The sequence below is a fragment of the Neoroseomonas lacus genome, from assembly GCF_014644535.1.
GTDB lineage: Bacteria > Pseudomonadota > Alphaproteobacteria > Acetobacterales > Acetobacteraceae > Neoroseomonas > Neoroseomonas lacus.
The window spans coordinates 55,289-74,777 of record NZ_BMKW01000018.1; the positions used below are offsets into that span (position 1 = coordinate 55,289).

A 19,489-nucleotide genomic window follows, 5' to 3' on the forward strand; every position below is an offset into this window, starting at 1 on the left:
GCGCGCCGAGGAGCATCTTCGCGGCAACGCCCCAAGGGAGATTATCCAGTCATGACTGAAATCGTCATCGCCTCGGCCGCCCGCACGCCGGTCGGTTCCTTCAATGGGGCCTTCGCCTCGCTGCCCGCCCATGTCCTCGGCACCGCCGCGATCAAGGCGGCGATGGAACGCGCCGGGATCGAGGGCGGCGATGTGGACGAGGTGATCCTCGGCCAGATCCTCGCCGCCGGCTCGGGCCAGAACCCGGCCCGCCAGGCCTCCGTCAACGCCGGCATCCCGGTCGAGCACACGGCCTTCGGGATCAATCAGCTGTGCGGGTCGGGGCTCCGCGCGGTTGCGCTGGCCGCGCAGCAGATCGCCTCGGGCGACGCGAAGATCATGATCGCCGGCGGGCAGGAGAGCATGACCCAGGCGCCGCACGCCCAGCAGCTGCGCGGCGGGCAGAAGATGGGCGACCTCGCGCTGATCGACACCATGCTGCGCGACGGGCTGATGGACGCCTTCCACGGCTATCACATGGGCAACACCGCCGAGAACGTGGCGCAGAAGTTCCAGATCACCCGCGACCAGCAGGACGAATTCGCCTTCAACAGCCAGCGCAAGGCCGGCGAGGCGATGAAGTCCGGCCGCTTCAAGGACGAGATCACGCCCATCACCATCAAGGGCCGCAAGGGCGATGTGGTGGTCTCGGATGATGAGTATCCGAAGCCCGACACCTCCATGGAAATCCTCGCCAAGCTGCGCGCCGCCTTCTCGAAGGACGGTACGGTGACGGCGGGCAATGCCTCGGGCATCAATGACGGCGCCGCCGCGCTGGTGGTGATGTCCGCCGCCGAGGCCGCGAAGCGCGGCATCACGCCGATGGCGCGCATCGTCTCCTGGGCGACCGCGGGCGTTGACCCGTCGATCATGGGGACCGGGCCGATCCCGGCCTCGCGCAAGGCGCTGGCCAAGGCGGGCTGGAAGCATGAGGACCTCGACCTCATCGAGGCGAATGAGGCCTTCGCGGCGCAGGCGCTGGCGGTGAACAAGGACCTCGGCTGGGATACGTCGAAGGTCAATGTGAATGGCGGGGCGATCGCGCTCGGCCACCCGATCGGTGCCTCGGGCGCGCGCGTGCTGACCACCCTGCTGTTCGAGATGCAGAAGCGCGACGCCAAGAAGGGCCTCGCGACGCTGTGCATCGGCGGCGGCATGGGCGTTGCGATGTGCGTTGAGCGGTGAGGCGATGCGGGAGGGCTTTGCCCCTCCCGCACCTACCGGCCAAGGGCCAAGCCTTTGGAAACAGGAACTTTAAGATTTTAGACTTTTCGAATTTTAAGCCACCCGCGCGCTATGGGCGCGCATCTGCTCGGATTCTATAGAACAGAGCAGGAACATCACTTGAGTTCCAGCGCGAATTCCTGGCCTTGCCTCATGCGTGAGATGGGGATGCAAGGCGGGTCCTCGATATTGACGGTGTGGATGCGGGCCGACCGCCTCTGTTGCGCCAGGGAAGGGGCGGATCCTGATGTTCGTGATTTTCGCGGGCCTGCCGGGTGCGGGCAAGAGCACCATTGCGCAGCAACTGGCTCGTGAGGTTGGCGCGGTCTATCTGCGCATCGATTCGATCGAGCAGGCCATTCGGGCCTCCGGCATGATGGCGCCCGGTGCCGAGATGGGCCCTGCCGGGTATCTGGCGGCCTATCGGGTCGCGGCTGACAATCTCGGCCTTGGCCGCATTGTCATCGCGGATTCGGTCAATCCCATCCGCATCACGCGCGATGATTACAGGGCTATCGCGGAACGGGCAGGCGTCGGCTTTCTCGAGGTGGAGGTCATCTGTTCAGACAGGGCGGAACACCGGCGCCGGGTTGAAAGCAGGGCGTCCAGTGTCGAGGGGCTGACGCTGCCGAATTGGCGGCAGGTTGAAGCGCGTCGCTATGATGCCTGGGACCGCGAGCATCTGGTGCTTGATACCGCGCTGCTTTCCCCTGCCGAGAGCGTCGCGCGGATTGTCGCGGCCATGCGCGACATCGCGTAACAGCCTTTCAGAAGGCCGCGCCTTGGGTGGGCTTCCTGGCGCGTTCCGCCCGGCCGGCCCGGTACAGGCATTGGTGCCTGGAGGCCCTTATGCCGACGATCCCCTTGGAAAGAATGGAGGGGCGCCGCCCCTCCAAACCACCCCGCCAAAGTGCAATGCACTTTGGAATGCCGTCTATCGGCGCGAGGCGCCGTTGTGAGTCTGGGTGCCCGGATATGCTTTTGTGCCCGAAGCGCGGTTGGTGGGCCCGGCGCCAGGTATTGGTGTCCAGAGGCCCTTAGGCCTTTGGTGGGGTGAGGTTCGGAGAGGGGCGACGCCCCTCTCCGAGGCGCCATCACCGCCGCCCCCAAACCCCCGGCCGCACCGCCAGCGCGCAGATCGCGCCATAGGCCGTGATGCCGAGCGCCACCGCCAGGAACTGCCCTGGCAGCCCGTAACCCAGCAGGTCCGACAGCACCCACCCGCCACCGACCGCGAGAGCGATACGCGACAGCCCCGCGGCGACCGGGAAGGCCATGCGGCCCGCCCCCATGGCGGCGAAGTAGAACGCCATGCCGATGCCGAAGCCAGGCATGGCCCAGGCGATGATGGACAGGGCCTCGGTGGCGATGGCGCGCACCGCCGGGTCGGTGGTGAAGGCGGCGGCGGTGGCGGCGGGAAAGATCGCGACCGGGATGGCGATGGCGCCGGTCACGACCAGGGCGAGACCGCCGCCGGTCCAGGCGATGCGGCGGGCTTCGGGCCAGTCCCCGGCGCCTACCGCACGGCCGACGAGGGCGGTGAGGGCGGAGCCGACGCCGAAGGCGAGCGGGATCATCAGGAATTCCATGCGCGCCGAGATGCCGTAGCCGGCCACCGCCGCCGCGCCGTGGCCGGCGATGCGGGCGGTGACCAGGATGGTGGCGAGGTTGGCGATGGTCGCCATGACGCAGGCGACCAAGCCGACGGCGAGGATGCGGTGGAAGAACACCTTGCGCAGGGGCGTGCGCAGGGAGGGGGTGAAGCCGGCGCCGCCGGACATCACCACGACGGCCATGATCAGCGCGGCGCCGGTCATGGCGAGGGCAAAGGCGAGGCCGGCGCCGGCGAGGCCCATCCCGGCCGGTTCCATCAGCGCCCAGGCAAGGGGCGGATAGACGATCCACGCGCCGATGATGCCGCGGGCCGCGAGCGCGTGCCGGCCGCCGCCGCGCAGGATGGAGGCGAAGGTGTTGGCCAGCCAGGTCGGCAATGCGCCGGCGCCGAACAGCCAGGCGGAATAGGCGGCGGCGGCCTCGGCGGTGTCGTGGCCGCCGATCAGGCCGAGCAGGCTGTGCGGGAAGAGGGCGAGCGGGATGGCGAAGAGCGCCGCGCCGCCGCAGGCGATGACCAGGGCGTGGGTGGCCAGCGCGGCGGCTTCGTCGCGTTTGTTGGCGCCGAGGGCGCGGGCGATGGCCGAGACCACGCCGCCGCCCATCGCACCCGCCGTCATCTGGCCGAGCAGCAGGGCGAAGGGCAGCACCAGCGCCCAGCCGGCCAGGGCCAGCGTGCCCTGGCGCGCGGCGAGCCACGGTTCGACGAGCAGCGCGGCGACTTGCGTCGCAGCGAGCAGGGTGGTGGGGGCGGCGAGGGCGAAGATGCGGCGCAGCCGGTCCCGCGTGGTGGGTGGCGGGGGCTCGAAGCCGGCGGCGTCATTCATGGGGGGTTGTCTCGATGGGGGTGCCGAAGGGGCGCTCGGTGGGGGTGCCGAAGCGGCGGCGGGTGGCGTTGTTGGCGCCCGGGCCGGGCAGGATGCGGACGTCGTCCGGGCCGATCGGCGTGCCGTCGGCGCGGCGAGGGGTGGGGGCGCGGACCGGCTCGCCGGTGACGATGTCGACCATCAGGGTGGGCGGGCCCTCGGGGCCGGAGAAATGCCGCGCACCCCAGTCGCGGATGGCGAGATAGAGGGTGAAGGCATCGCGGCCGCGGTCAGTTAGGCGGTAGGCGTGGCGGCCGCCTTCGGGGACGCGCTCGAGCAGGCCGTGGCCGGTCAGGTGGCCCAGGCGCGTCGAGAGGATGTTGGGGGCAATGCCGAGATTGGCGGCGAAGGCGTCGAAGCGGGTGGTGCCGGTGAAGGCCTCCCGCAGGATCAGCATGGTCCAGCGTTCGCCGAGCACGGCCATGGCGCGGGCGACGGGGCATCGCATGGCGCCGAAATCGGTGGGTCGCATGGGGGTGTCCGGTGGTGGTGGCGTATCGGAGGGCAAAAACTTGCAGATTGCAACCCTTGCAAGTTGCAAGTTTTAATTTGGGACAATCACGCTGCCGTGCCCGGCTTGTCCACAGGAAATTGCGTGCTCGGTGCATCGCAGAACTTGTATGTCGACCACGGTTCGCCCTACCGTATCTTGTGTCTAGGGGATGTAGGGGGACGCTTGCGATGGATTGGACCGCGGAAGCGATCGAGCGCCTGAAGGCGTTGTGGGCCGAGGGGCATTCGACGGCCGAGATCGGACGCCGAATGGGCATCTCGAAGAATGCGGTGGTGGGCAAGGCGCACCGGCTGAACTTGCCGGCGCGTCCAAGCCCGATCCGCCGCGATGCGGTGCCGCGCCCGGCGCCGGTGCCGCGGGCGCCGCGGCCGATGCCCGTCGCGCGCCAGCTGCCGCCGCCGATGCTGCGGGCGGCGCCGGTTGCGGTGGCGCCGGTGGTGGCCGCCGTGCCGGCAGCCCCGGTGGTGCGGGCCTTTCCGGCGGCGCGGCCCCGCTTCGGGTCGCGCAGCTGCTGCTGGCCGATCGGCGAGCCGGGGACCAGTGGCTTCAGCTTTTGCGGCGGCGAGCCGATGGCTGGCAAGCCCTATTGCACCGAGCATGCGGCGCTTGCCTATGTGAAGCCGCGGGATCGTCGCGAAGACGCGGCGTAGTTTTTTCGGCTCTCAGACGGCGGGCGGGCCGCATTCGCGGCCCTGGCCTTCGCGCTGAGTAGGGTGTGCCGGCGGCGATTGGTGGTCGCGCCCGGTCGCGCTTTGCGCTCACGGCCCGAGGCATGCGCCTCGGGCCGTCTTTTGTTGGATCCTCAGACGCCGCGTGCCGCGCATTCGCGCGGCGTGGCTTCGCGCGGGGAGGGTGCGTTGGCGGCGGCCGGTGGGTCGCGCGCGGCCGCGCATTGCCCGAGGCATGCGCCTCGGGTGGGGGATGGGTGGTGCCGTGCGTCACGCGCGCTGCGGATGCGCGTCACGGTGACTTCCGTCCTCGCTGCATTGCGGCAATGCTGGGCGCAACATGCAATCACGCCTGGCCGGGGTGGCGCTGCAACTCGCGGCGCTGGCGACCTTCGTCATGATGGATACGCTCACCAAACTCCTGACCGCGGGATTCCCTGTGGCGCAGGTGATGTGGGCGCGGTTCCTGTTCGGCTTCATCACCGTGGCCATCGCCCTGCGGCTGGCTACCGGTCACTTCCCCTGGCGCAGCCGCGCCCCCGGCTGGCAGACATTGCGCAGCCTCACCTTGGCCGGCTGCAACCTGCTGTTCACCAATGCGCTCGTATACATCCCACTGGCGGATGCCACGGCGGTCGGCTTTGCCTCGCCGCTGTTCACGATCACCCTGGCGGCGATCGTCCTGAAGGAGAGTGTCGGATGGCGGCGATGGGCCGGGGTCGGGATCGGACTGCTGGGCGTCGTCGTGTTACTGCGCCCATCCTTCCTGTTCGGCACCGCGCCGGTGCATTGGGCCATGGTGCTGCCGCTCGGCACCGCCGCGCTGTTCGCCGTCTATCAGATCCTGACACGGCGGCTGGCCGGGCTCGACGACCCGCGCACCACCATTTTCCACACCAGCCTGGCGGCCTCCTTCGTGATGTCGGCGACCACGCCCTTTGCCTGGGCCTGGCCTTCGGTCGAGGGGTGGGGGGCGTTGGCGTTGCTCGGCATCCTGGGTGGCGCGGGGCACGGGTTGCTGGTGATGGCCTTCGCCCGCGCGCCGGCCAGCCTGCTCGCGCCTATGTCCTATACCCAGATCATCTGGGCGGTGATCGCCGGCGCCCTGGTTTTCGGGGACGTGCCGGACCTGCTCACCCTGCTTGGCATGGCGATCGTGGCGGTGGGCGGGATCCTGGTGGCGCTGCCCGACCGGCGGCGCGGCGGCTGACCGACGGGGCGGCATCCTGCCCCGCCGAGTCGGCGGGGATGGCGCGGCAGTCCTGTGTTCGCAGCATGACTGCAGCCCGCATTGGGATGGGTCGAATCAGGCGAAGCTTGCACCGTGGGCCCCGCTGGTTTAGCGAAGCAGCGCATCGCTTGCATGGTTTCGGCGGACCGCGGGCCCGTCGGGACGGTGCGGCACCGGCGCTCGGAGCGCGGGCGTGAGGGGATCGATGGCGGACATCGGATTGGCCAAAGGGGCCGGAGAACGCGGCCACGCGCGCGCGGCGCTTGATGCTGCCAGCGTACGGGACGCCTATCGCCGCTGGGCGGGCTTCTACGACACGGTGTTTGGCGGGGTGTCCGGGTTCGGTCGCCGGCGCGCGGTGGCGGCGGTGAACCGCCTGTCGGGCGCGCGTGTGCTGGAAGTCGGCGTCGGCACCGGGCTTGCCTTGCCGCTGTACCGGCGGGACCTGCAGGTCGTCGGCATCGATCTGTCGCGCGAGATGCTGCAGAAGGCGCAGGAACGGGTGGCGGCCGAAGGGCTGGCCAATGTCCGTGGCCTGGTCGAGATGGATGCCGAGCGCATGGCCTTCGGGGACGGCGCCTTTGACATCGCGGTAGCGATGTTCACCGCCTCGGTCGTGCCGGATGCGAAGAAGCTGTTCGCCGAGATGTCGCGCGTGGTGCGGCCGGGCGGGCATCTGCTGTTCGTCAATCATTTCGCCGCCGAGGGCGGGCCGCGCTGGTGGGTCGAGCGCGCCATGGCGCCGCTCGCGCGCCGACTCGGCTGGCATCCGGACTTTGCGCTGTGCGAATTGTTCGAACCCTCGACGACGATGGTCGAGAGCATCGAGCCCTGCCCGCCGGCCGGCATCTTCACGCTGGTGCAGATGCGCAATCCGGCGGCGCTGCCGCAGGCCCTCGCGGCGGAGTGAGGCGGCGCCGTAGGTGGTGTCCGGCCTCGTCCTGACGGCCGGTGTGACAGCATCGCGTGACCATGCTCCCGCCGCGCGGGCTGAACGCGTGGACGTGCCGCCGATGGCGATGATTCAAGACAATGTTCCGCTTGCGCAGGATTGCGTCTCCGGGAGGCGTGATCACTTGTGCGGTGCGGGGTGCCGCGACTATGGTCCGCCCGCGGCGCCGGGTCTCGGGACCGGTGGCGCACGTGTCGCTGTTGTCCGTCTTTCGGCTGGCGAGAGTGAGGCGTAGGAATTCTTGGGGTTGCGCGGCAACGCGCACGGGCAAAGCTGATGCGGCGACGCGCACGGGGAATGGTGATGCGGTTGAGCGACTGGAAGCGCCTCGGGGCGGCGATCGGCGGCCTGGTGGCAGCGGCGGCGGCAACGCCGGCCATGGCCGAGGGCATGGTGGGGGCGCCCCACGCCTGGGGCATGGGCCTGCAGCAGGCGGGCGGCCCGATTAAGGAAGCCATCCACCACTTCAACGACCTGGTCTTCGCCATCATCGTGGTGATCACCATTTTCGTGGCCGGGCTGCTGGCCTGGTGCATGTGGCGGTTCCGCGCCTCGGTGAACCCGGTGCCGTCCACCACCAGCCATCACACGATGCTGGAAGTGGCCTGGACGGTGGTGCCGGTGGTGATCCTGCTGGTCATCGCCATCCCGTCCTTCCGGCTGATCTATTTCGAAGACCGCACGCCGGACGCCGACATCACGATCAACGTGCAGGGCCGGCAGTGGTATTGGCACTATGCCTATCCGGACAACGGCAACTTCGCCTTCGACAGCTACCCGATTCCGGAAGACCAGCTGCCGCCGGAGCGCCGCCACCTGTACCGCCTCGCGGTCGACAATGAGCTGGTGATCCCGATCGGCGCCAATGTCCGCGTGGTAACGCAGGGCTATGACGTGATCCATTCCTTCTTCGTGCCGGCGCTGGGCGTGCAGCGCTACTCGATCCCGGGCCGCACGATCGAGACCTGGATGCGCGCCGATCACGAAGGCGTCTTCTACGGTCAGTGCAACCAGATCTGCGGGACCAACCATTGGTTCATGCCGATCGCGGTCCGCGCCGTCAGCCGCGAGGATTTCGACAAGTGGGTCGCCGAGGCGCGCACGCGCTTCGCCCGCGCCGACGAGCCTGCCGCGCCGGCGGTGAGCACCGCCACCCCCGCACCCACCGACACTGTGCAGATCGCGGAGGCGCGCCGCTAAGGCGCGACCCGGAGGAAGAACGATGGCCACCGCAACCGACGCGCATCACGACGACCACCACGGTCACCAGCCGGGCTTCGTGTCCCGCTGGCTGTTCTCGACGAACCACAAGGACATCGGGACGCTCTACATCATCTTCTCGGTGATCGCGGCGCTCATCGGCGTCGGCATGTCGGTGCTGATGCGCATCGAGCTGCAGCAGCCGGGGATGCAGATCTTCGCCGACGGCCAGGTGTGGAACACGCTGGTTTCGGCCCATGGCCTGATCATGGTGTTCTTCGTGGTCATGCCGGCGCTGATCGGCGGCTTCGGCAACTGGTTCGTGCCGATCATGATCGGCGCGCCGGACATGGCCTTCCCGCGCATGAACAACATCAGCTTCTGGCTGCTGGTGCCGGCCTTCCTGCTGCTGCTGTCCTCCGCCTTCATCGGCGAGGGTGCGGGCGCGGGCTGGACGATCTATCCGCCGCTGTCGTCGAACCAGTACCATCCGGGTATGGCGATGGACATGGCGCTGTTTGCGCTGCACCTGGCGGGTGCGTCGTCGATCATGGGCGCGGCCAACTTCATCACCACCATCCTGAACATGCGCGCGCCGGGCATGACCCTGCACAAGATGCCGCTGTTCGTGTGGTCGATGCTGGTCACCGCCTTCCTGCTGCTGCTGGCCGTGCCAGTGCTGGCGGGTGCGATCACCATGCTGATTACGGACCGCAACTTCGGCACGGCCTTCTTCAAGCCCGAGGGCGGCGGCGACCCGGTGCTGTTCCAGCATCTGTTCTGGTTCTTCGGCCATCCCGAAGTCTACATCATGATCCTGCCGGGCTTCGGCATCATCAGCCACATCATCTCGACCTTCAGCCGCAAGCCGGTGTTCGGCTACCTCGGCATGGCCTACGCCATGGTCGCGATCGGCTTCGTCGGCTTCATCGTGTGGGCGCACCACATGTTCCAGTCGGGCATCGACGTCGATACCCGCGCCTACTTCATGGCGGCGACGCTGGTGATCGCGGTGCCGACGGGTATCAAGATCTTCTCCTGGATCGCCACCATGTGGGGTGGGTCGATCGAGCTGAAGACGCCGATGCTGTTCGCGATCGGCTTCATCTTCCTGTTCACCGTGGGTGGCGTGACGGGCGTCGTGCTGGCCAATGCCGGCATCACCCAGGTGCTGCACAACACCTACTACGTGGTGGCGCACTTCCACTACGTGCTGTCGCTCGGCGCGGTGTTCAGCATCTATGCCGGCTTCTACTACTGGATCGGCAAGATGAGCGGCCACCAGTACCCGGAATTCTGGGGCAAGGTGCATTTCTGGGTGACCTTCGCCGGCGTGAACCTGACCTTCTTCCCGATGCATTTCTCGGGCAACCAGGGCATGCCGCGCCGCTACCCGGACTACCCGGAAGCGCTGTGGGGCTGGAACCTGCTGGCCTCGATCGGGTCCTACATCTCGGCCGCCTCGCTGCTGCTGTTCCTCTACGTCGTCTTCCTGACTTTCCGCTCGAAGGAGAAGGTGGCCGACAATTATTGGGGGCCTGGTGCGACGACGCTCGAGTGGCAGGTTTCCTCGCCGCCGCCGTTCCACACATTCGACGAGTTGCCGCGCATCCACTAAGGAAAGCTGCGAGACGGAGTGACCATGAGCGACGCCGCCATGGAACCGGGACAGGGGGGCAGTGCCCCCCTTCCTGCTTCCTACGACATGTCAGAGGTGGGTGACTGGATCGCGCTGTTGAAGCCGCGGGTCATGTCGCTCGTCGTCTTCTCGGGCCTGGTCGGCATGCTGGTCGCCCCGGGCGTCGGCGCCATGCATCCGGTGCTGGCGGCGACGGCCATCCTGTGCATCGCCGTGGCCGCCGGTGCGGCCGGGGCGATCAACATGTGGTATGATCGCGACATCGATGCGGTGATGCGCCGCACGTCGAAGCGGCCGATCCCGGCCGGGCGGATCGCGCCGGCTTCGGCGCTCGCCTTTGGCATCTGGCTTTCGGTTGCTTCCGTCACAGTCATGTGGATGGCCACCAACATCGCGGCCGCCTTCGTGCTGGCGCTGTCGATCGCCTTCTACGTCTTCGTCTACACGATGTGGCTGAAGCGGCGGACGCCGCAGAACATCGTCATCGGCGGTGCCGCCGGCGCCTTCCCGCCGCTCATCGGCTGGGCGGCGGTGACCGGCGATGTGACGCTGGTGCCGATCATCCTGTTCGCCATCATCTTCTTCTGGACGCCGCCGCATTTCTGGTCGCTCGCCCTATGGGCGCATGACGACTACGCGCGGGCTGGCGTGCCCATGCTGCCGGTCACCGCCGGGGCGCGGGAGACGCGGCGGCAGATCGTGATCTATGCGGTGTTGCTTGCGCCGATCGGCCTGCTGCCCTGGCTGGTGGGCTTTTCCGGCCCGGCCTATGCCGTGGTGGCCGCGGTGCTTGGCGCGATGTTCGTCCGCCATGCCGTCGCCGTGCTGCGCGATCGGCAGGATGACACCGGCCGCAGCCTGACGCGAGACGCGCCGGCGCGGGCCTGTTTCCGGTTCTCGCTGTACTATCTGTTCGTCCTGTTCGCGGCGCTCGCGGTCGACCACCTGGTGTTCGGCGCATGACGCCCGATGAACGCGCGCTGTTCGAGAAGCGCCGGCGTGGGCGCAACATCGCCATCGGGCTGGTGCTCGTGAGTCTTGCCATCCTGTTCTATTTCATCGGCATGGCGCGGCTGCTGCGCGGCTGAGGCGCAACCTTGCCAAGCCCCCGACCCAGGCGCAGATGAGCGATATGGACGAGACACAGGCCGCGGCGACGAAGCGCCGCAACAAGCGGGCGGGCATGATCGTTGCCTCGGTCGGGGTGGGGATGCTTGGCCTGTCATTCGCTGCGGTGCCGCTCTATGGCCTGTTCTGCCGCGTGACCGGATACAACGGCACGGTGCAGACCGGGACGGCCGCGCCAGGGGCCACGGAGCGGACCATTCGCGTGCGGTTCTCCGCCCAGACCGATCGCAGCCTGCCATGGAATTTCCGGCCCGAGCAGGCCGCCATGACGGTGCGGCTGGGGGAGGAGGGCTTCGCCTTCTATACCGCCACCAATCAGGCGGCGACGCCGGTAACCGGCATCTCTGTGTACAACGTGACGCCGGAGAAGGTGGGGCGCTATTTCCACAAGGTGGCGTGCTTCTGCTTCGACGAGCAGACGCTGGCGCCGGGGCAGCGGGCAGATATGCCGGTCTCCTTCTGGGTTGACCCGCGCATCGCCGAGGACCCGAATACGCGCGACGTCACGACGATCACGCTATCTTACACCTTCTACCGCACCATCGAGGACGCGCAGCGCGCCGGGGCGCTGGCGAATGCCGGGCCGCATGTCGGACGGGCCGGGGCGGAGCCGTCGCGAACGAATTGAACGGCGGGCGGGGGCCGCCTTCGGTTCAGGCGTTTGTTCGGGCTGCGGTGGCGAGAGATGCAGGGGCGTCGCCCCTCCAAACCACCCCACCAGATGACAGTGTCATTTGGAAATCCCCTTGTTGGCGCCGGCCGGGACGGGCCGACTGGCGCGGTGGCACGCGCGCCGGGCGCGATGTCGGAGCTTGGGGATGATCCTGCTCAGGCATCTGGCGCCAGGGGCGGTTGGGTTCGTACTGGCGCACGGCAATCGCTCAAGCGTCCTGCTTTCGCGAGCATCCATGGCCGATCAGGTGAATTTGCCCGATTGGTATCTGCTTCAGGTGTCAGTGCCCAGGAGGCGCTGGGCCGAAGACGCCGCTGTGATGGCTCGGGGCGTTGAGTGGCAATACTTCGCTCAATCCGGATCTCGGCCTCGGGGCCGTCGGCACCACGCCACTTCAGACCGTGCGCGTCGATTTCGCAGAGATCGCACGAAGGTGCGGTAACCCTTGTTTCCTGCCAGGGTGCTCGATGGGCAGCGCCCCTCGGCCTTCAGTGCATGCCCAAACTGAGCTTCCGGCGGGATGCTCGAGGGCCGGCGCCTCTCCCCGACCTGCCGCTTGTCTGCTCAGCCCTGCCGTCCTTCGAGCCGTGCGATGCGCGCTTCCAGCTGTGCCGCCTGATGCGCGGCCACGGTGGCGAGGGTCTCCGCCAGCAGCCGCTGGGTTTCGATCAGCACGGCGGCCTCCATGGTCGCGAGGCCCTGGCACAGTTGCGCGAGGGTGCTGGCGAGGTCGCCTGGCGCGGCAGCGGCGGGCAGCGCGGCCGCGACGGCCGATGCCGCGGCGGCGGGGGCTGCGTCCGGCCAGCGCACGATGACGCCGAGATTGCGCCCTTCCGGGCTGCCGGCGATTTCGTCGATCAGCTGGCGGCGCATTTCGGGCCGGTTCTCGACCCGCTGGAGGTGGTGGCGGTAGCCGTCCTCGTCCGGCCAGCGGTTCAGCAGGACACTGTAGAGGTTCACGACGAATTCGTGGTCGCTGCCGTTGAGCAGGTCACTGCCGTTCACTTCTTGCATGGCGCTTCACTTCACTTGGTGCTGACCGGACGATGAATGACGAAGCGCGCGCCGAGGGTCAACGCCGGGCTGCGAAGAATTGGCGCAACAGTTCGGCGCAGTCGGATTCACGGACCCCGCCGATGACCTCGGGGACGTGGTGGCAGGAGGGCGCGGCGAAGATGCGCGCGCCATGTTCGACGCCGCCGCCCTTGGGGTCGTAGGCGCCGAAGACGAGGCGCTTCACCCGGAAGAAGGAGGCCGCCTGGGCGCACATCGGGCAGGGTTCGAGGGTGACGGTCAGGGTGCAGCCGGGCAGGCGGGGGGAGCCGAGGCGGGCGGCGGCGGCGCGTAGCGCCAGGATCTCGGCATGGGCGGTGGGGTCGCGTCGGGCTTCGACCTCGTTGCCGGCCTGGGCGAGGACGGTGCCGGCGGCGTCGGTGACCACGGCGCCGACCGGGACTTCGCCGCGCGCGGCGGCGGCGGCGGCTTCGGCGAGGGCGATTTCAATCGGGGTCATGGGGGAAGGGGTAGAGCAGATCGCGCCGGGGTGGAATCACGCAAGGGCCTGGGGATGCTCGCTTGGACCATGGGTTGGATCGCGTCGCGGGAGCGACGTCGAGCGCAAGGCGCCCAGGAGCAGGTCGTGCCTGGGCGCATTCGCTCGAGCGCGTGACGTGACGCGCTCGGACAAGGCACCTTGGAACGCGAACCGCCCGGCTGGAGGCCAGCCGGGCGGGGAGTGTGGGGATCAGCCCTTGGCGGGGGGTTCCGGCGGGCGGGTGCGGCGGTCCGTCATGAACTGCTCGAATTCCGCGCGGTCTTTGGCGAAGCGCAGGCGTTCGAGGAAGGCGGCGAAGTCCTTCTGCTCCTCCTCGAGCCGGCGCAGCGTGTCGACGCGGTATTCATCGAAGGCGCTGTTGCCGGAGGACGGCTGTTCGTCGCGGCACCAGCGCGGCCAGCCGCCGCCTTCCATCGGAGCGCCGCCGCCCGGGCCCATGCCGTAGCGGCGTGACCAGCGGCGGCCGATGCGGCCGCTGCCGATCATGAAGAACAGCACGGCCAGGCCGATCGGCCAGAACAGCATGAAGCCGAGGATCATCGCCGCGATGAGCAGCGGCTTGGGGGCGTTCCAGGGGTTGAAGCTGGCGCAGGGGCCGCCGTCGAAGCGGGGGTCCCGCCAGCGGCGCTCGCGGCGCTCGCGACGGCTCGGATAGTCGGCGGCGTCGGGATAGGCGGTGGCGGACATGGTGCTCCTCATGGGTTCGGCCTGCGGAATGTAAATGCAAGCGACATTTACATTGGGGATCGGATCCAGTTCGGTCAAGGAAAATGCGATGTGGGCGCCGCGGATTTCTCGGTGCCCGTTCGGGCATGCGCCATCAGATCCAGTGCGGTCGCCGGCCGGCATCTCCGGCGTGTCACCTTTTGACGTGGGGGTGCGGGGATGTGCCGCACGAAGCTCAGCCGCTGGCAGCGAGGCCAAGGCTTTGCAGGTAGATCAGCAGCCCGGCCTCCAGCAGGTCCTCCGGCGCCATGGGCAGTTTGCGGCGCGACCGGTCGGGCCGGCAGAACAGCGAGGCGATGCCATGCGACATCGACCAGACATGCAGGGCGACCATCAGCACGGGCGGGCGGCGGCCTTCGGGCAGGCGAGCGACGAGCGCCTCGGTGGCGTCGCGCAACACGCCAAAGGCGCGGTCGGAGGCGGCGAGCAGGCCGGGATGCGCGTCGTGGGCGATGCGGGTTTCGAACATCGCGGCGTAGTAGGCGGGCTCGCGCCGGGCGAAAGCGAGATAGGCGCGGCCGAGCGCCTCATAGGCACGTAGGGAGTCGGGCTTGCCGTCGGCCCAGGCGGCGGCGAGCGCCTCGGCGAAGCGGACGAAGCCGCGCAGGGCAACCTCGGCGAGCAGTGCCTCGGCGTCGCGGAAATGGCGGTAGGGTGCGCCGGGGGAGACGCCCGCCAGGCGCGCAGCCTCGGCCACGGTGAAGCCTTCAGGGCCATGCTGGCTGATCAGATCGACGGCGGCGGCGACCAGCGCTTCGCGCAGATTGCCGTGGTGATAGCCGCGTCGTTCGCCGGGTCGGGACATGTGAGGATCATTTGCATTCCGCGCGGCGCGGCGCCAGCCCTCGGCGCATCCGCAGCGCTGCGAAACCCGTCGGCGCATCTTCTGCCTGCGCTGAATCGGCATTGGCCACCCATCCGGGATACTTCCGTCAGGGGGTCGAGCGGGCCGGTGCGGCTCGATCGGAAAATGCTCTGGCGCCGATGCTAAAACAGGCTAGCAAGCGCCATGCGCACCCGTCCCCTGATCGGCGTCACCCTGGATTCGGAACCGGCCGGCGGCTGGTCGAAACTGCCCTGGTATGCCCTGCGGCAGAACTACTTCGACGCGGTGATCGCGGCCGGCGGGTTGCCGGTGGCGCTGCCGCATGAGCCGGCGCTGGCGGCGGCCTATCTCGACGAGATCGACGGGCTGCTGGTGACCGGCGGCGCCTTCGATGTGGACCCGGCGCTGTGGGGTGGCGGGGCGCCGCATCCGAAGGTCACGCTGAAGCCGGGGCGGACGGATTTCGAACTGGCGGCGACGCGGGCGGCGCTGGCGAAAGACAAGCCGGTCCTCGGCATCTGCGGCGGGCAGCAGCTTCTGGCGGTGGCCTTTGGTGGCACGCTGATCCAGCACATCCCGGACGAGGTCCCCGGCGCCTTGGCGCATGAACAGCCCAATCCGCGCACCGAGCCGGGGCATGAGGTGGCGATCACCGCCGGCACGCTGCTCGCGCGCATTGTCGGCAACCCACGCATGGCGGTGAATTCGGCGCATCACCAGGCGGTGGCGACGGCCGGCAGCGGCGTGATCAATGCGGTGGCGCCCGATGGCGTGGTGGAGGGCATCGAGCATCCCGGCCATCGCTTCGCCCTCGGCGTGCAGTGGCATCCGGAATACGCGATCGACCCGCGCGACCCGTCGATCTTTACCGCCTTCGTGGAGGCCAGCCGGTGAGCGACGACGACGCCGAAGAACCCAAGCGCGGCGAGCGCATCGCCAAATGGCTGGCGCGTGCTGGCGTGGCGTCGCGCCGCGACGTGGAGAAGATGATCGCGGAGGGCCGCGTGAAATACGGTGGCAAGGTGGTCGAGACGCCGGCGACCTTCGTCACGCCAGGCGACCACATCACAGTGGACGGCAAGCCGATCGCGGCACCCGAGCGGACCAGGCTGTTCCGCTACAACAAGCCGGACGGGCTGGTGACGACGCATCGCGACCCGGAAGGCCGCCCGACGGTGTTCGAACGCCTGCCGCCGGGGCTGCCGCGGCTGGTCTCGGTCGGAAGGCTGGATCTGACCAGCGAGGGGCTGCTGCTGCTGACCAATGACGGCGAGCTGGCGCGCAAGCTGGAGTTGCCGTCCAACGGCTGGTCGCGGCGGTATCGCGTGCGGGTGCATGGCCGGGTGGATGAACGGGCTCTCGCCGCGCTGATCCGCGGCGTCACCATCGAGGGCGTGGTCTATGGCCCGATCGAGGCCGGGCTGGATTCGCTGATGGGCACCAATGCCTGGCTGACCGTGTCGATCAAGGAAGGCAAGAACCGCGAGGTGCGCCGGGTGATGACGCATCTCGGGCTGGAGGTGACGCGGCTGATCCGCACCGCCTACGGGCCGTTCCAGCTTGGTGCGCTGCCGCGCGGGGCGGTCGAGGAAGTCAACGCCAAGGTGTTGCGCGACCAACTCGGGCTCGATGCGCCGAAGCGGCTGCGCGAGATCGCGCAATCACCGCTGCTCGACGAGGCCGCGACCGAGGGGCCGCGCCGGCCACCGCGGGCGCGCAATGCCTCGATGGGGCCGCGCCGGCCGGTGCGCGGGCGGGAGGGGCACAAGCCGCGCGGCGGGTAACAAAATCCGACTGACAAAAAACAGATATTGTTAGTTCGATAATGTGGCGCTAGCTTCCGGCCATCCCAACCGGAGAGCCGTCGCATGTCCTTCACCACCCCCCGTCGCCTTGGCGACCGCGACCATTTCCCGATCGGCCTCGGCTGCATGGGCATGAGCGATTTCTATGGCCCGGCCGATGAGGCGACCTCGCTCGCCACCATCCATGCCGCGCTCGAGGCCGGCGTGACGTATGTCGATACCGGGGATTTCTACGGCTCCGGCCACAATGAGATGCTGCTGGGCCGTGCGTTGGCCGGCCGGCGCGACCAAGCCTTCGTCGCGGTGAAGTTCGGCGCGCTGCGCGACCCGGCCGGTGGCTTCGTCGGGTTCGATGCCCGGCCGGCTTCGATCCGCAACTTCCTGGCGATGACGCTCAAGCGCCTCGGCACCGACCATGTCGACCTGTACATGCCGGCCCGGGTGCCGGCGGACGTGCCGATCGAGGAGGTGGCCGGGGCCATTGGCGACCTCATCCGCGCCGGCTGGGTGCGCCATTTCGGCCTGTCCGAGGCAGGGGCGGCGAGCATCGCCCGCGCCCATGCCGTCACCCCGGTCGCCGCGCTGCAGATCGAATACGGGCTGCTGTCGCGCAGCATCGAGACAAGCGGCGTGCTCGATGCCTGCCGCACGTATGGCATCCCGATCACCGCCTATGGCGTGCTCGGGCGCGGGCTGATCGGCGGCAGCAAAGTCAGTGGGGCGGCCGACTTCCGAGCCCATTCGCCACGCTTCGCGGGGGACAACCTCGCGCGCAACACCGCGCTGGCCGAGGCGCTGGCCGCCGCCGCCGCGCACTTTGGCGCGACGCCTGCCCAGGCGGCGATCGCCTGGGTGCTGTCGCGCGGGCCCGATATCCTGCCGCTGGTCGGCGCGCGGCGGCCGGATCGGCTGGCCGAGGCGCTCGGTACCCTGGCGCTCGACCTGCCGGCCGCAGCCATCGCGGCCTTCGAGGCGGCGATCCCCGCTGGCGCGGCGGCCGGCGACCGCTACGCCGCCGAGCAGATGGCCATGCTCGACAGCGAACGCCCGCCCGCTGCATAGGAGCTTCATGGACGTTTCGGCGGTCGATACCCGTACCCGCATACTCGATGCCGCCGCGGCGCTGCTGCGGCGGCATGGGCCGGACAAGCTCACCGTGGTCGACGTCGCGAAGCGGCTCGGCATGAGCCACGGCAATGTCTATCGCCACTTCCCGAGCAAGCAGGCGCTGCGTGCGGCGGTGGCCGAGGATTGGCTCGCCGCGATCACGGCGCCGCTCGCCGCCATCGCCGCCGGCAGAGAACCGCCGCCGGCCCGGCTGCGCGCCTGGCTGGCGGCGCTCGCGGCGATGAAGCGGCGCAAGGTGCTGGAGGACCCGGAGATGTTCGCCGGCTTCCACCGCGTCGCCCTGGAAAGTCCCGAGGTGATTGCCGCGCATGTGAAGGGGCTGGTGACCCAGGTCGCGCTTATCCTCGCCGAAGGCCGGGCCGATGGGACGCTTCCCGCCGTTGCCGCGCCCGAGGAGGATGCCAGCGCCGTGCTGACAGCGACCATGCGTTTCCACCATCCCGACCTCGTGGCCACCAGCGGTGACGAAGCCACGGCGACCGCGTCGCTTGCCCGCATCACTGACCTGCTGCTGGCCGGCTTCGGCGCCGCCGCGCCGCGATGAGGATCATCGCCGGGCGCAACCGGGGCCGCGTGCTGCGCGCCCCTGAGGGGGCGGCGACCCGCCCGACCGCCGAGCGCGTGCGCCAGGCGCTGTTCGACATGCTGTGGCATGCCCCCTGGGGCGGGCGGACGGTGGTGCAGGACCAGCTGGTGCTCGACGCCTTCGCCGGCACCGGGGCGCTGGGGCTGGAGGCGCTGTCGCGCGGCGCCACCCATGTGACCTTCTTCGAGATCGACCGCCCTGCTTTGGCCGCGCTGCGCGCCAATATCGCCGCCTGCAAGGAGGAACCCCGCACCGCCGTGGTCGCCGCGGATGCGACGCGGCCGCCGCGAGCGCGGGTTCCCTGCGGGTTGGTGTTCCTAGACCCGCCCTATGGGCAGGGGCTGCTGCCCAAGGCCGTCACGCGGCTGGACGCGGCCGGTTGGATCGCCCCCGGCGCGCTGCTGGTGGCGGAGACTGCGCTGGACGAGGCGCTCGACCTGCCGGGCTTCGAGGCGGTGGTCAGCCGCAGCCATGGCGCGGCGACGCTGCATGTGCTGCGTGCACCAGGGCTGGCAGGTTGCTGAGCCACAGCGACGTTGGCAGCGCCACGGCAGCGCTCCGCCGGGATCACGGACCCGAAGCGCCTCCGCCGGGTGGGATGCCAGGCTCCAGTCGCAGGATGACGCGCGGGCCAGTGCCCGGCCGCGGCGCCCGGCTGCGATAGAAGCCGCGGATCCATCGCATCGCCGGGCGCTCCACCAGGTAGGTGACGAGCGCGGCCAGTCCTACCGATGTTGCGATGGCCGCGAGAATCGCGAGGTTGGCCGGAATGCCCGCCCCTTCGAGCCGGCCGATTACCGTCCAGCCGATGTTCTCGTGCAGCAGGTGGAGCGTGTAGGAGATGCCGCCCAGCCACACAAAGACGGGTGCGCCGAGCCAAGTCAGGTAGCCCCCGGCGCCACCGCCTCCGTACCGGTTTCGATCCCCAACCATAACGAACCCCGGGCTCGGAGGGTGTCGGCCTGCAATGATGCTGGGGCAGGAGGCGCGGTTGCGGTGGACATTGCCCACGGTGCCGCGCCGGCGTGCCAGTCCAGCGCCCGCCGCGCTGTCGACGGCCGATGCCCGACGTTCCAAACAGCCGCCCGGACAGCTCTCACCCCGTCGGGATCTGTTCT

Annotated in this window: 22 protein-coding genes; 15 read left to right on the forward strand and 7 right to left on the reverse strand. The window is 69.2% G+C overall.

The window, feature by feature from the left end; translation table 11 throughout:
- The first annotated feature begins 51 nt into the window (after positions 1-51).
- The gene (locus tag IEY36_RS27015) at positions 52-1,224 is read left to right on the forward strand and encodes an acetyl-CoA C-acetyltransferase (protein ID WP_188972827.1); all 1,173 of its coding nucleotides are present in this window, start codon (positions 52-54) and stop codon (positions 1,222-1,224) included.
- Positions 1,225-1,510: 286 nt separating this feature from the next.
- On the forward strand, positions 1,511-2,023 hold the full coding sequence (locus IEY36_RS27020) for an AAA family ATPase (protein WP_188972829.1): 513 nt from the start codon (positions 1,511-1,513) through the stop codon (positions 2,021-2,023).
- A 334-nt stretch (positions 2,024-2,357) separates the two neighbouring features.
- On the opposite strand, the gene IEY36_RS27025 is transcribed toward IEY36_RS27020, so the two are convergent.
- Together IEY36_RS27025 and IEY36_RS27030 are read right to left on the reverse strand one after the other, a co-directional pair.
- Positions 2,358-3,701, reverse strand: a complete 1,344-nt coding sequence (locus IEY36_RS27025; RefSeq protein WP_188972831.1) for an MATE family efflux transporter — start codon at positions 3,699-3,701, stop codon at positions 2,358-2,360.
- The gene (locus IEY36_RS27030) at positions 3,694-4,212 is read right to left on the reverse strand and encodes a winged helix-turn-helix transcriptional regulator (RefSeq protein WP_188972833.1); all 519 of its coding nucleotides are present in this window, start codon (positions 4,210-4,212) and stop codon (positions 3,694-3,696) included. Before IEY36_RS27030 ends, IEY36_RS27025 begins: the two co-directional genes overlap by 8 nt.
- 209 nt (positions 4,213-4,421) lie before the next feature.
- Between IEY36_RS27030 and IEY36_RS27035 the strand changes: the two genes are divergently transcribed.
- The 8 genes from IEY36_RS27035 (at position 4,422) to IEY36_RS27065 (ending at position 11,700) form a co-directional block, all read left to right on the forward strand.
- Complete coding sequence (locus tag IEY36_RS27035) at positions 4,422-4,904, forward strand: GcrA family cell cycle regulator (protein WP_188972835.1); 483 nt, start codon at positions 4,422-4,424, stop codon at positions 4,902-4,904.
- A gap of 358 nt (positions 4,905-5,262) precedes the next feature.
- A complete protein-coding gene (locus IEY36_RS27040; RefSeq protein ID WP_188972837.1) occupies positions 5,263-6,132 on the forward strand; it encodes a DMT family transporter in 870 nt (289 codons plus the stop codon).
- A gap of 226 nt (positions 6,133-6,358) precedes the next feature.
- On the forward strand, positions 6,359-7,063 hold the full coding sequence (locus IEY36_RS27045) for a class I SAM-dependent methyltransferase (protein WP_188972839.1): 705 nt from the start codon (positions 6,359-6,361) through the stop codon (positions 7,061-7,063).
- A 345-nt stretch (positions 7,064-7,408) separates the two neighbouring features.
- A complete protein-coding gene (gene coxB / locus IEY36_RS27050) occupies positions 7,409-8,305 on the forward strand; it encodes a cytochrome c oxidase subunit II (protein WP_188972841.1) in 897 nt (298 codons plus the stop codon).
- Between the two features lie 22 nt (positions 8,306-8,327).
- Positions 8,328-9,923: a cytochrome c oxidase subunit I gene (ctaD, locus tag IEY36_RS27055; RefSeq protein ID WP_188972843.1), complete on the forward strand. Its 1,596-nt coding sequence runs from the start codon at positions 8,328-8,330 to the stop codon at positions 9,921-9,923.
- Positions 9,924-9,962: 39 nt separating this feature from the next.
- On the forward strand, positions 9,963-10,907 hold the full coding sequence (locus IEY36_RS27060) for a heme o synthase (RefSeq protein WP_229681612.1): 945 nt from the start codon (positions 9,963-9,965) through the stop codon (positions 10,905-10,907).
- Entirely contained in the window at positions 10,904-11,032 is a 129-nt protein-coding gene (locus IEY36_RS31185) for a hypothetical protein (RefSeq protein ID WP_268238201.1), read from the forward strand. Before IEY36_RS27060 ends, IEY36_RS31185 begins: the two co-directional genes overlap by 4 nt.
- A 44-nt stretch (positions 11,033-11,076) precedes the next feature.
- Positions 11,077-11,700, forward strand: coding sequence for a cytochrome c oxidase assembly protein (locus IEY36_RS27065; RefSeq protein ID WP_188972848.1), 624 nt, complete (start codon positions 11,077-11,079; stop codon positions 11,698-11,700).
- A gap of 609 nt (positions 11,701-12,309) precedes the next feature.
- On the opposite strand, the gene IEY36_RS27070 is transcribed toward IEY36_RS27065, so the two are convergent.
- From IEY36_RS27070 to IEY36_RS27085, 4 genes are all read right to left on the reverse strand, one after another.
- The gene (locus IEY36_RS27070; RefSeq protein ID WP_188972850.1) at positions 12,310-12,759 is read right to left on the reverse strand and encodes a DUF4214 domain-containing protein; all 450 of its coding nucleotides are present in this window, start codon (positions 12,757-12,759) and stop codon (positions 12,310-12,312) included.
- Positions 12,760-12,817: 58 nt separating this feature from the next.
- Complete coding sequence (locus IEY36_RS27075) at positions 12,818-13,258, reverse strand: nucleoside deaminase (protein WP_188972851.1); 441 nt, start codon at positions 13,256-13,258, stop codon at positions 12,818-12,820.
- A gap of 231 nt (positions 13,259-13,489) precedes the next feature.
- Positions 13,490-13,987, reverse strand: coding sequence for a DUF2852 domain-containing protein (locus IEY36_RS27080; protein ID WP_188972854.1), 498 nt, complete (start codon positions 13,985-13,987; stop codon positions 13,490-13,492).
- 214 nt (positions 13,988-14,201) lie between these two features.
- The gene (locus IEY36_RS27085) at positions 14,202-14,831 is read right to left on the reverse strand and encodes a TetR/AcrR family transcriptional regulator (RefSeq protein WP_188972856.1); all 630 of its coding nucleotides are present in this window, start codon (positions 14,829-14,831) and stop codon (positions 14,202-14,204) included.
- A 204-nt stretch (positions 14,832-15,035) separates the two neighbouring features.
- Here IEY36_RS27085 and IEY36_RS27090 point away from each other — a divergent pair, with 204 nt between their 5' ends.
- From IEY36_RS27090 to rsmD, 5 genes are all read left to right on the forward strand, one after another.
- On the forward strand, positions 15,036-15,746 hold the full coding sequence (locus IEY36_RS27090) for a gamma-glutamyl-gamma-aminobutyrate hydrolase family protein (protein WP_188972858.1): 711 nt from the start codon (positions 15,036-15,038) through the stop codon (positions 15,744-15,746).
- The gene (locus IEY36_RS27095) at positions 15,743-16,636 is read left to right on the forward strand and encodes a pseudouridine synthase (protein WP_229681607.1); all 894 of its coding nucleotides are present in this window, start codon (positions 15,743-15,745) and stop codon (positions 16,634-16,636) included. Before IEY36_RS27090 ends, IEY36_RS27095 begins: the two co-directional genes overlap by 4 nt.
- 84 nt (positions 16,637-16,720) lie before the next feature.
- Complete coding sequence (locus tag IEY36_RS27100; protein WP_188972862.1) at positions 16,721-17,719, forward strand: aldo/keto reductase; 999 nt, start codon at positions 16,721-16,723, stop codon at positions 17,717-17,719.
- A gap of 7 nt (positions 17,720-17,726) precedes the next feature.
- Positions 17,727-18,329 carry a TetR/AcrR family transcriptional regulator gene (locus tag IEY36_RS27105; RefSeq protein ID WP_188972864.1) on the forward strand — a complete coding sequence of 201 codons (603 nt, stop codon included), beginning with the start codon at positions 17,727-17,729 and terminating at the stop codon, positions 18,327-18,329.
- On the forward strand, positions 18,326-18,895 hold the full coding sequence (rsmD, locus tag IEY36_RS27110; RefSeq protein WP_188972866.1) for a 16S rRNA (guanine(966)-N(2))-methyltransferase RsmD: 570 nt from the start codon (positions 18,326-18,328) through the stop codon (positions 18,893-18,895). The genes IEY36_RS27105 and rsmD overlap by 4 nt, the downstream gene beginning before the upstream one ends.
- Positions 18,896-18,938: 43 nt before the next feature.
- On the opposite strand, the gene IEY36_RS27115 is transcribed toward rsmD, so the two are convergent.
- On the reverse strand, positions 18,939-19,304 hold the full coding sequence (locus tag IEY36_RS27115; RefSeq protein WP_188972868.1) for an acyltransferase family protein: 366 nt from the start codon (positions 19,302-19,304) through the stop codon (positions 18,939-18,941).
- Positions 19,305-19,489: the final 185 nt, after the last annotated feature.

Bases quoted from the DNA above. Each gene is read 5' to 3' on its own strand.
- ctaD (WP_188972843.1), top strand. From the start codon at position 8,328: ATGGCCACCGCAACCGACGCGCATCACGACGACCACCACGGTCACCAG.
- IEY36_RS27035 (WP_188972835.1), top strand. From the start codon at position 4,422: ATGGATTGGACCGCGGAAGCGATCGAGCGCCTGAAGGCGTTGTGGGCC.
- IEY36_RS27045 (WP_188972839.1), top strand. From the start codon at position 6,359: ATGGCGGACATCGGATTGGCCAAAGGGGCCGGAGAACGCGGCCACGCG.
- IEY36_RS27020 (WP_188972829.1), top strand. From the start codon at position 1,511: ATGTTCGTGATTTTCGCGGGCCTGCCGGGTGCGGGCAAGAGCACCATT.
- IEY36_RS27040 (WP_188972837.1), top strand. From the start codon at position 5,263: ATGCAATCACGCCTGGCCGGGGTGGCGCTGCAACTCGCGGCGCTGGCG.
- IEY36_RS27100 (WP_188972862.1), top strand. From the start codon at position 16,721: ATGTCCTTCACCACCCCCCGTCGCCTTGGCGACCGCGACCATTTCCCG.
- IEY36_RS27075 (WP_188972851.1), bottom strand. From the start codon at position 13,258: ATGACCCCGATTGAAATCGCCCTCGCCGAAGCCGCCGCCGCCGCCGCG.
- coxB (WP_188972841.1), top strand. From the start codon at position 7,409: ATGCGGTTGAGCGACTGGAAGCGCCTCGGGGCGGCGATCGGCGGCCTG.
- rsmD (WP_188972866.1), top strand. From the start codon at position 18,326: ATGAGGATCATCGCCGGGCGCAACCGGGGCCGCGTGCTGCGCGCCCCT.
- IEY36_RS27025 (WP_188972831.1), bottom strand. From the start codon at position 3,701: ATGAATGACGCCGCCGGCTTCGAGCCCCCGCCACCCACCACGCGGGAC.
- IEY36_RS27060 (WP_229681612.1), top strand. From the start codon at position 9,963: ATGGAACCGGGACAGGGGGGCAGTGCCCCCCTTCCTGCTTCCTACGAC.
- IEY36_RS27080 (WP_188972854.1), bottom strand. From the start codon at position 13,987: ATGTCCGCCACCGCCTATCCCGACGCCGCCGACTATCCGAGCCGTCGC.
- IEY36_RS27115 (WP_188972868.1), bottom strand. From the start codon at position 19,304: ATGGTTGGGGATCGAAACCGGTACGGAGGCGGTGGCGCCGGGGGCTAC.
- IEY36_RS27105 (WP_188972864.1), top strand. From the start codon at position 17,727: ATGGACGTTTCGGCGGTCGATACCCGTACCCGCATACTCGATGCCGCC.
- IEY36_RS27070 (WP_188972850.1), bottom strand. From the start codon at position 12,759: ATGCAAGAAGTGAACGGCAGTGACCTGCTCAACGGCAGCGACCACGAA.
- IEY36_RS27090 (WP_188972858.1), top strand. From the start codon at position 15,036: ATGCGCACCCGTCCCCTGATCGGCGTCACCCTGGATTCGGAACCGGCC.
- IEY36_RS27065 (WP_188972848.1), top strand. From the start codon at position 11,077: ATGGACGAGACACAGGCCGCGGCGACGAAGCGCCGCAACAAGCGGGCG.
- IEY36_RS31185 (WP_268238201.1), top strand. From the start codon at position 10,904: ATGACGCCCGATGAACGCGCGCTGTTCGAGAAGCGCCGGCGTGGGCGC.
- IEY36_RS27030 (WP_188972833.1), bottom strand. From the start codon at position 4,212: ATGCGACCCACCGATTTCGGCGCCATGCGATGCCCCGTCGCCCGCGCC.
- IEY36_RS27015 (WP_188972827.1), top strand. From the start codon at position 52: ATGACTGAAATCGTCATCGCCTCGGCCGCCCGCACGCCGGTCGGTTCC.
- IEY36_RS27085 (WP_188972856.1), bottom strand. From the start codon at position 14,831: ATGTCCCGACCCGGCGAACGACGCGGCTATCACCACGGCAATCTGCGC.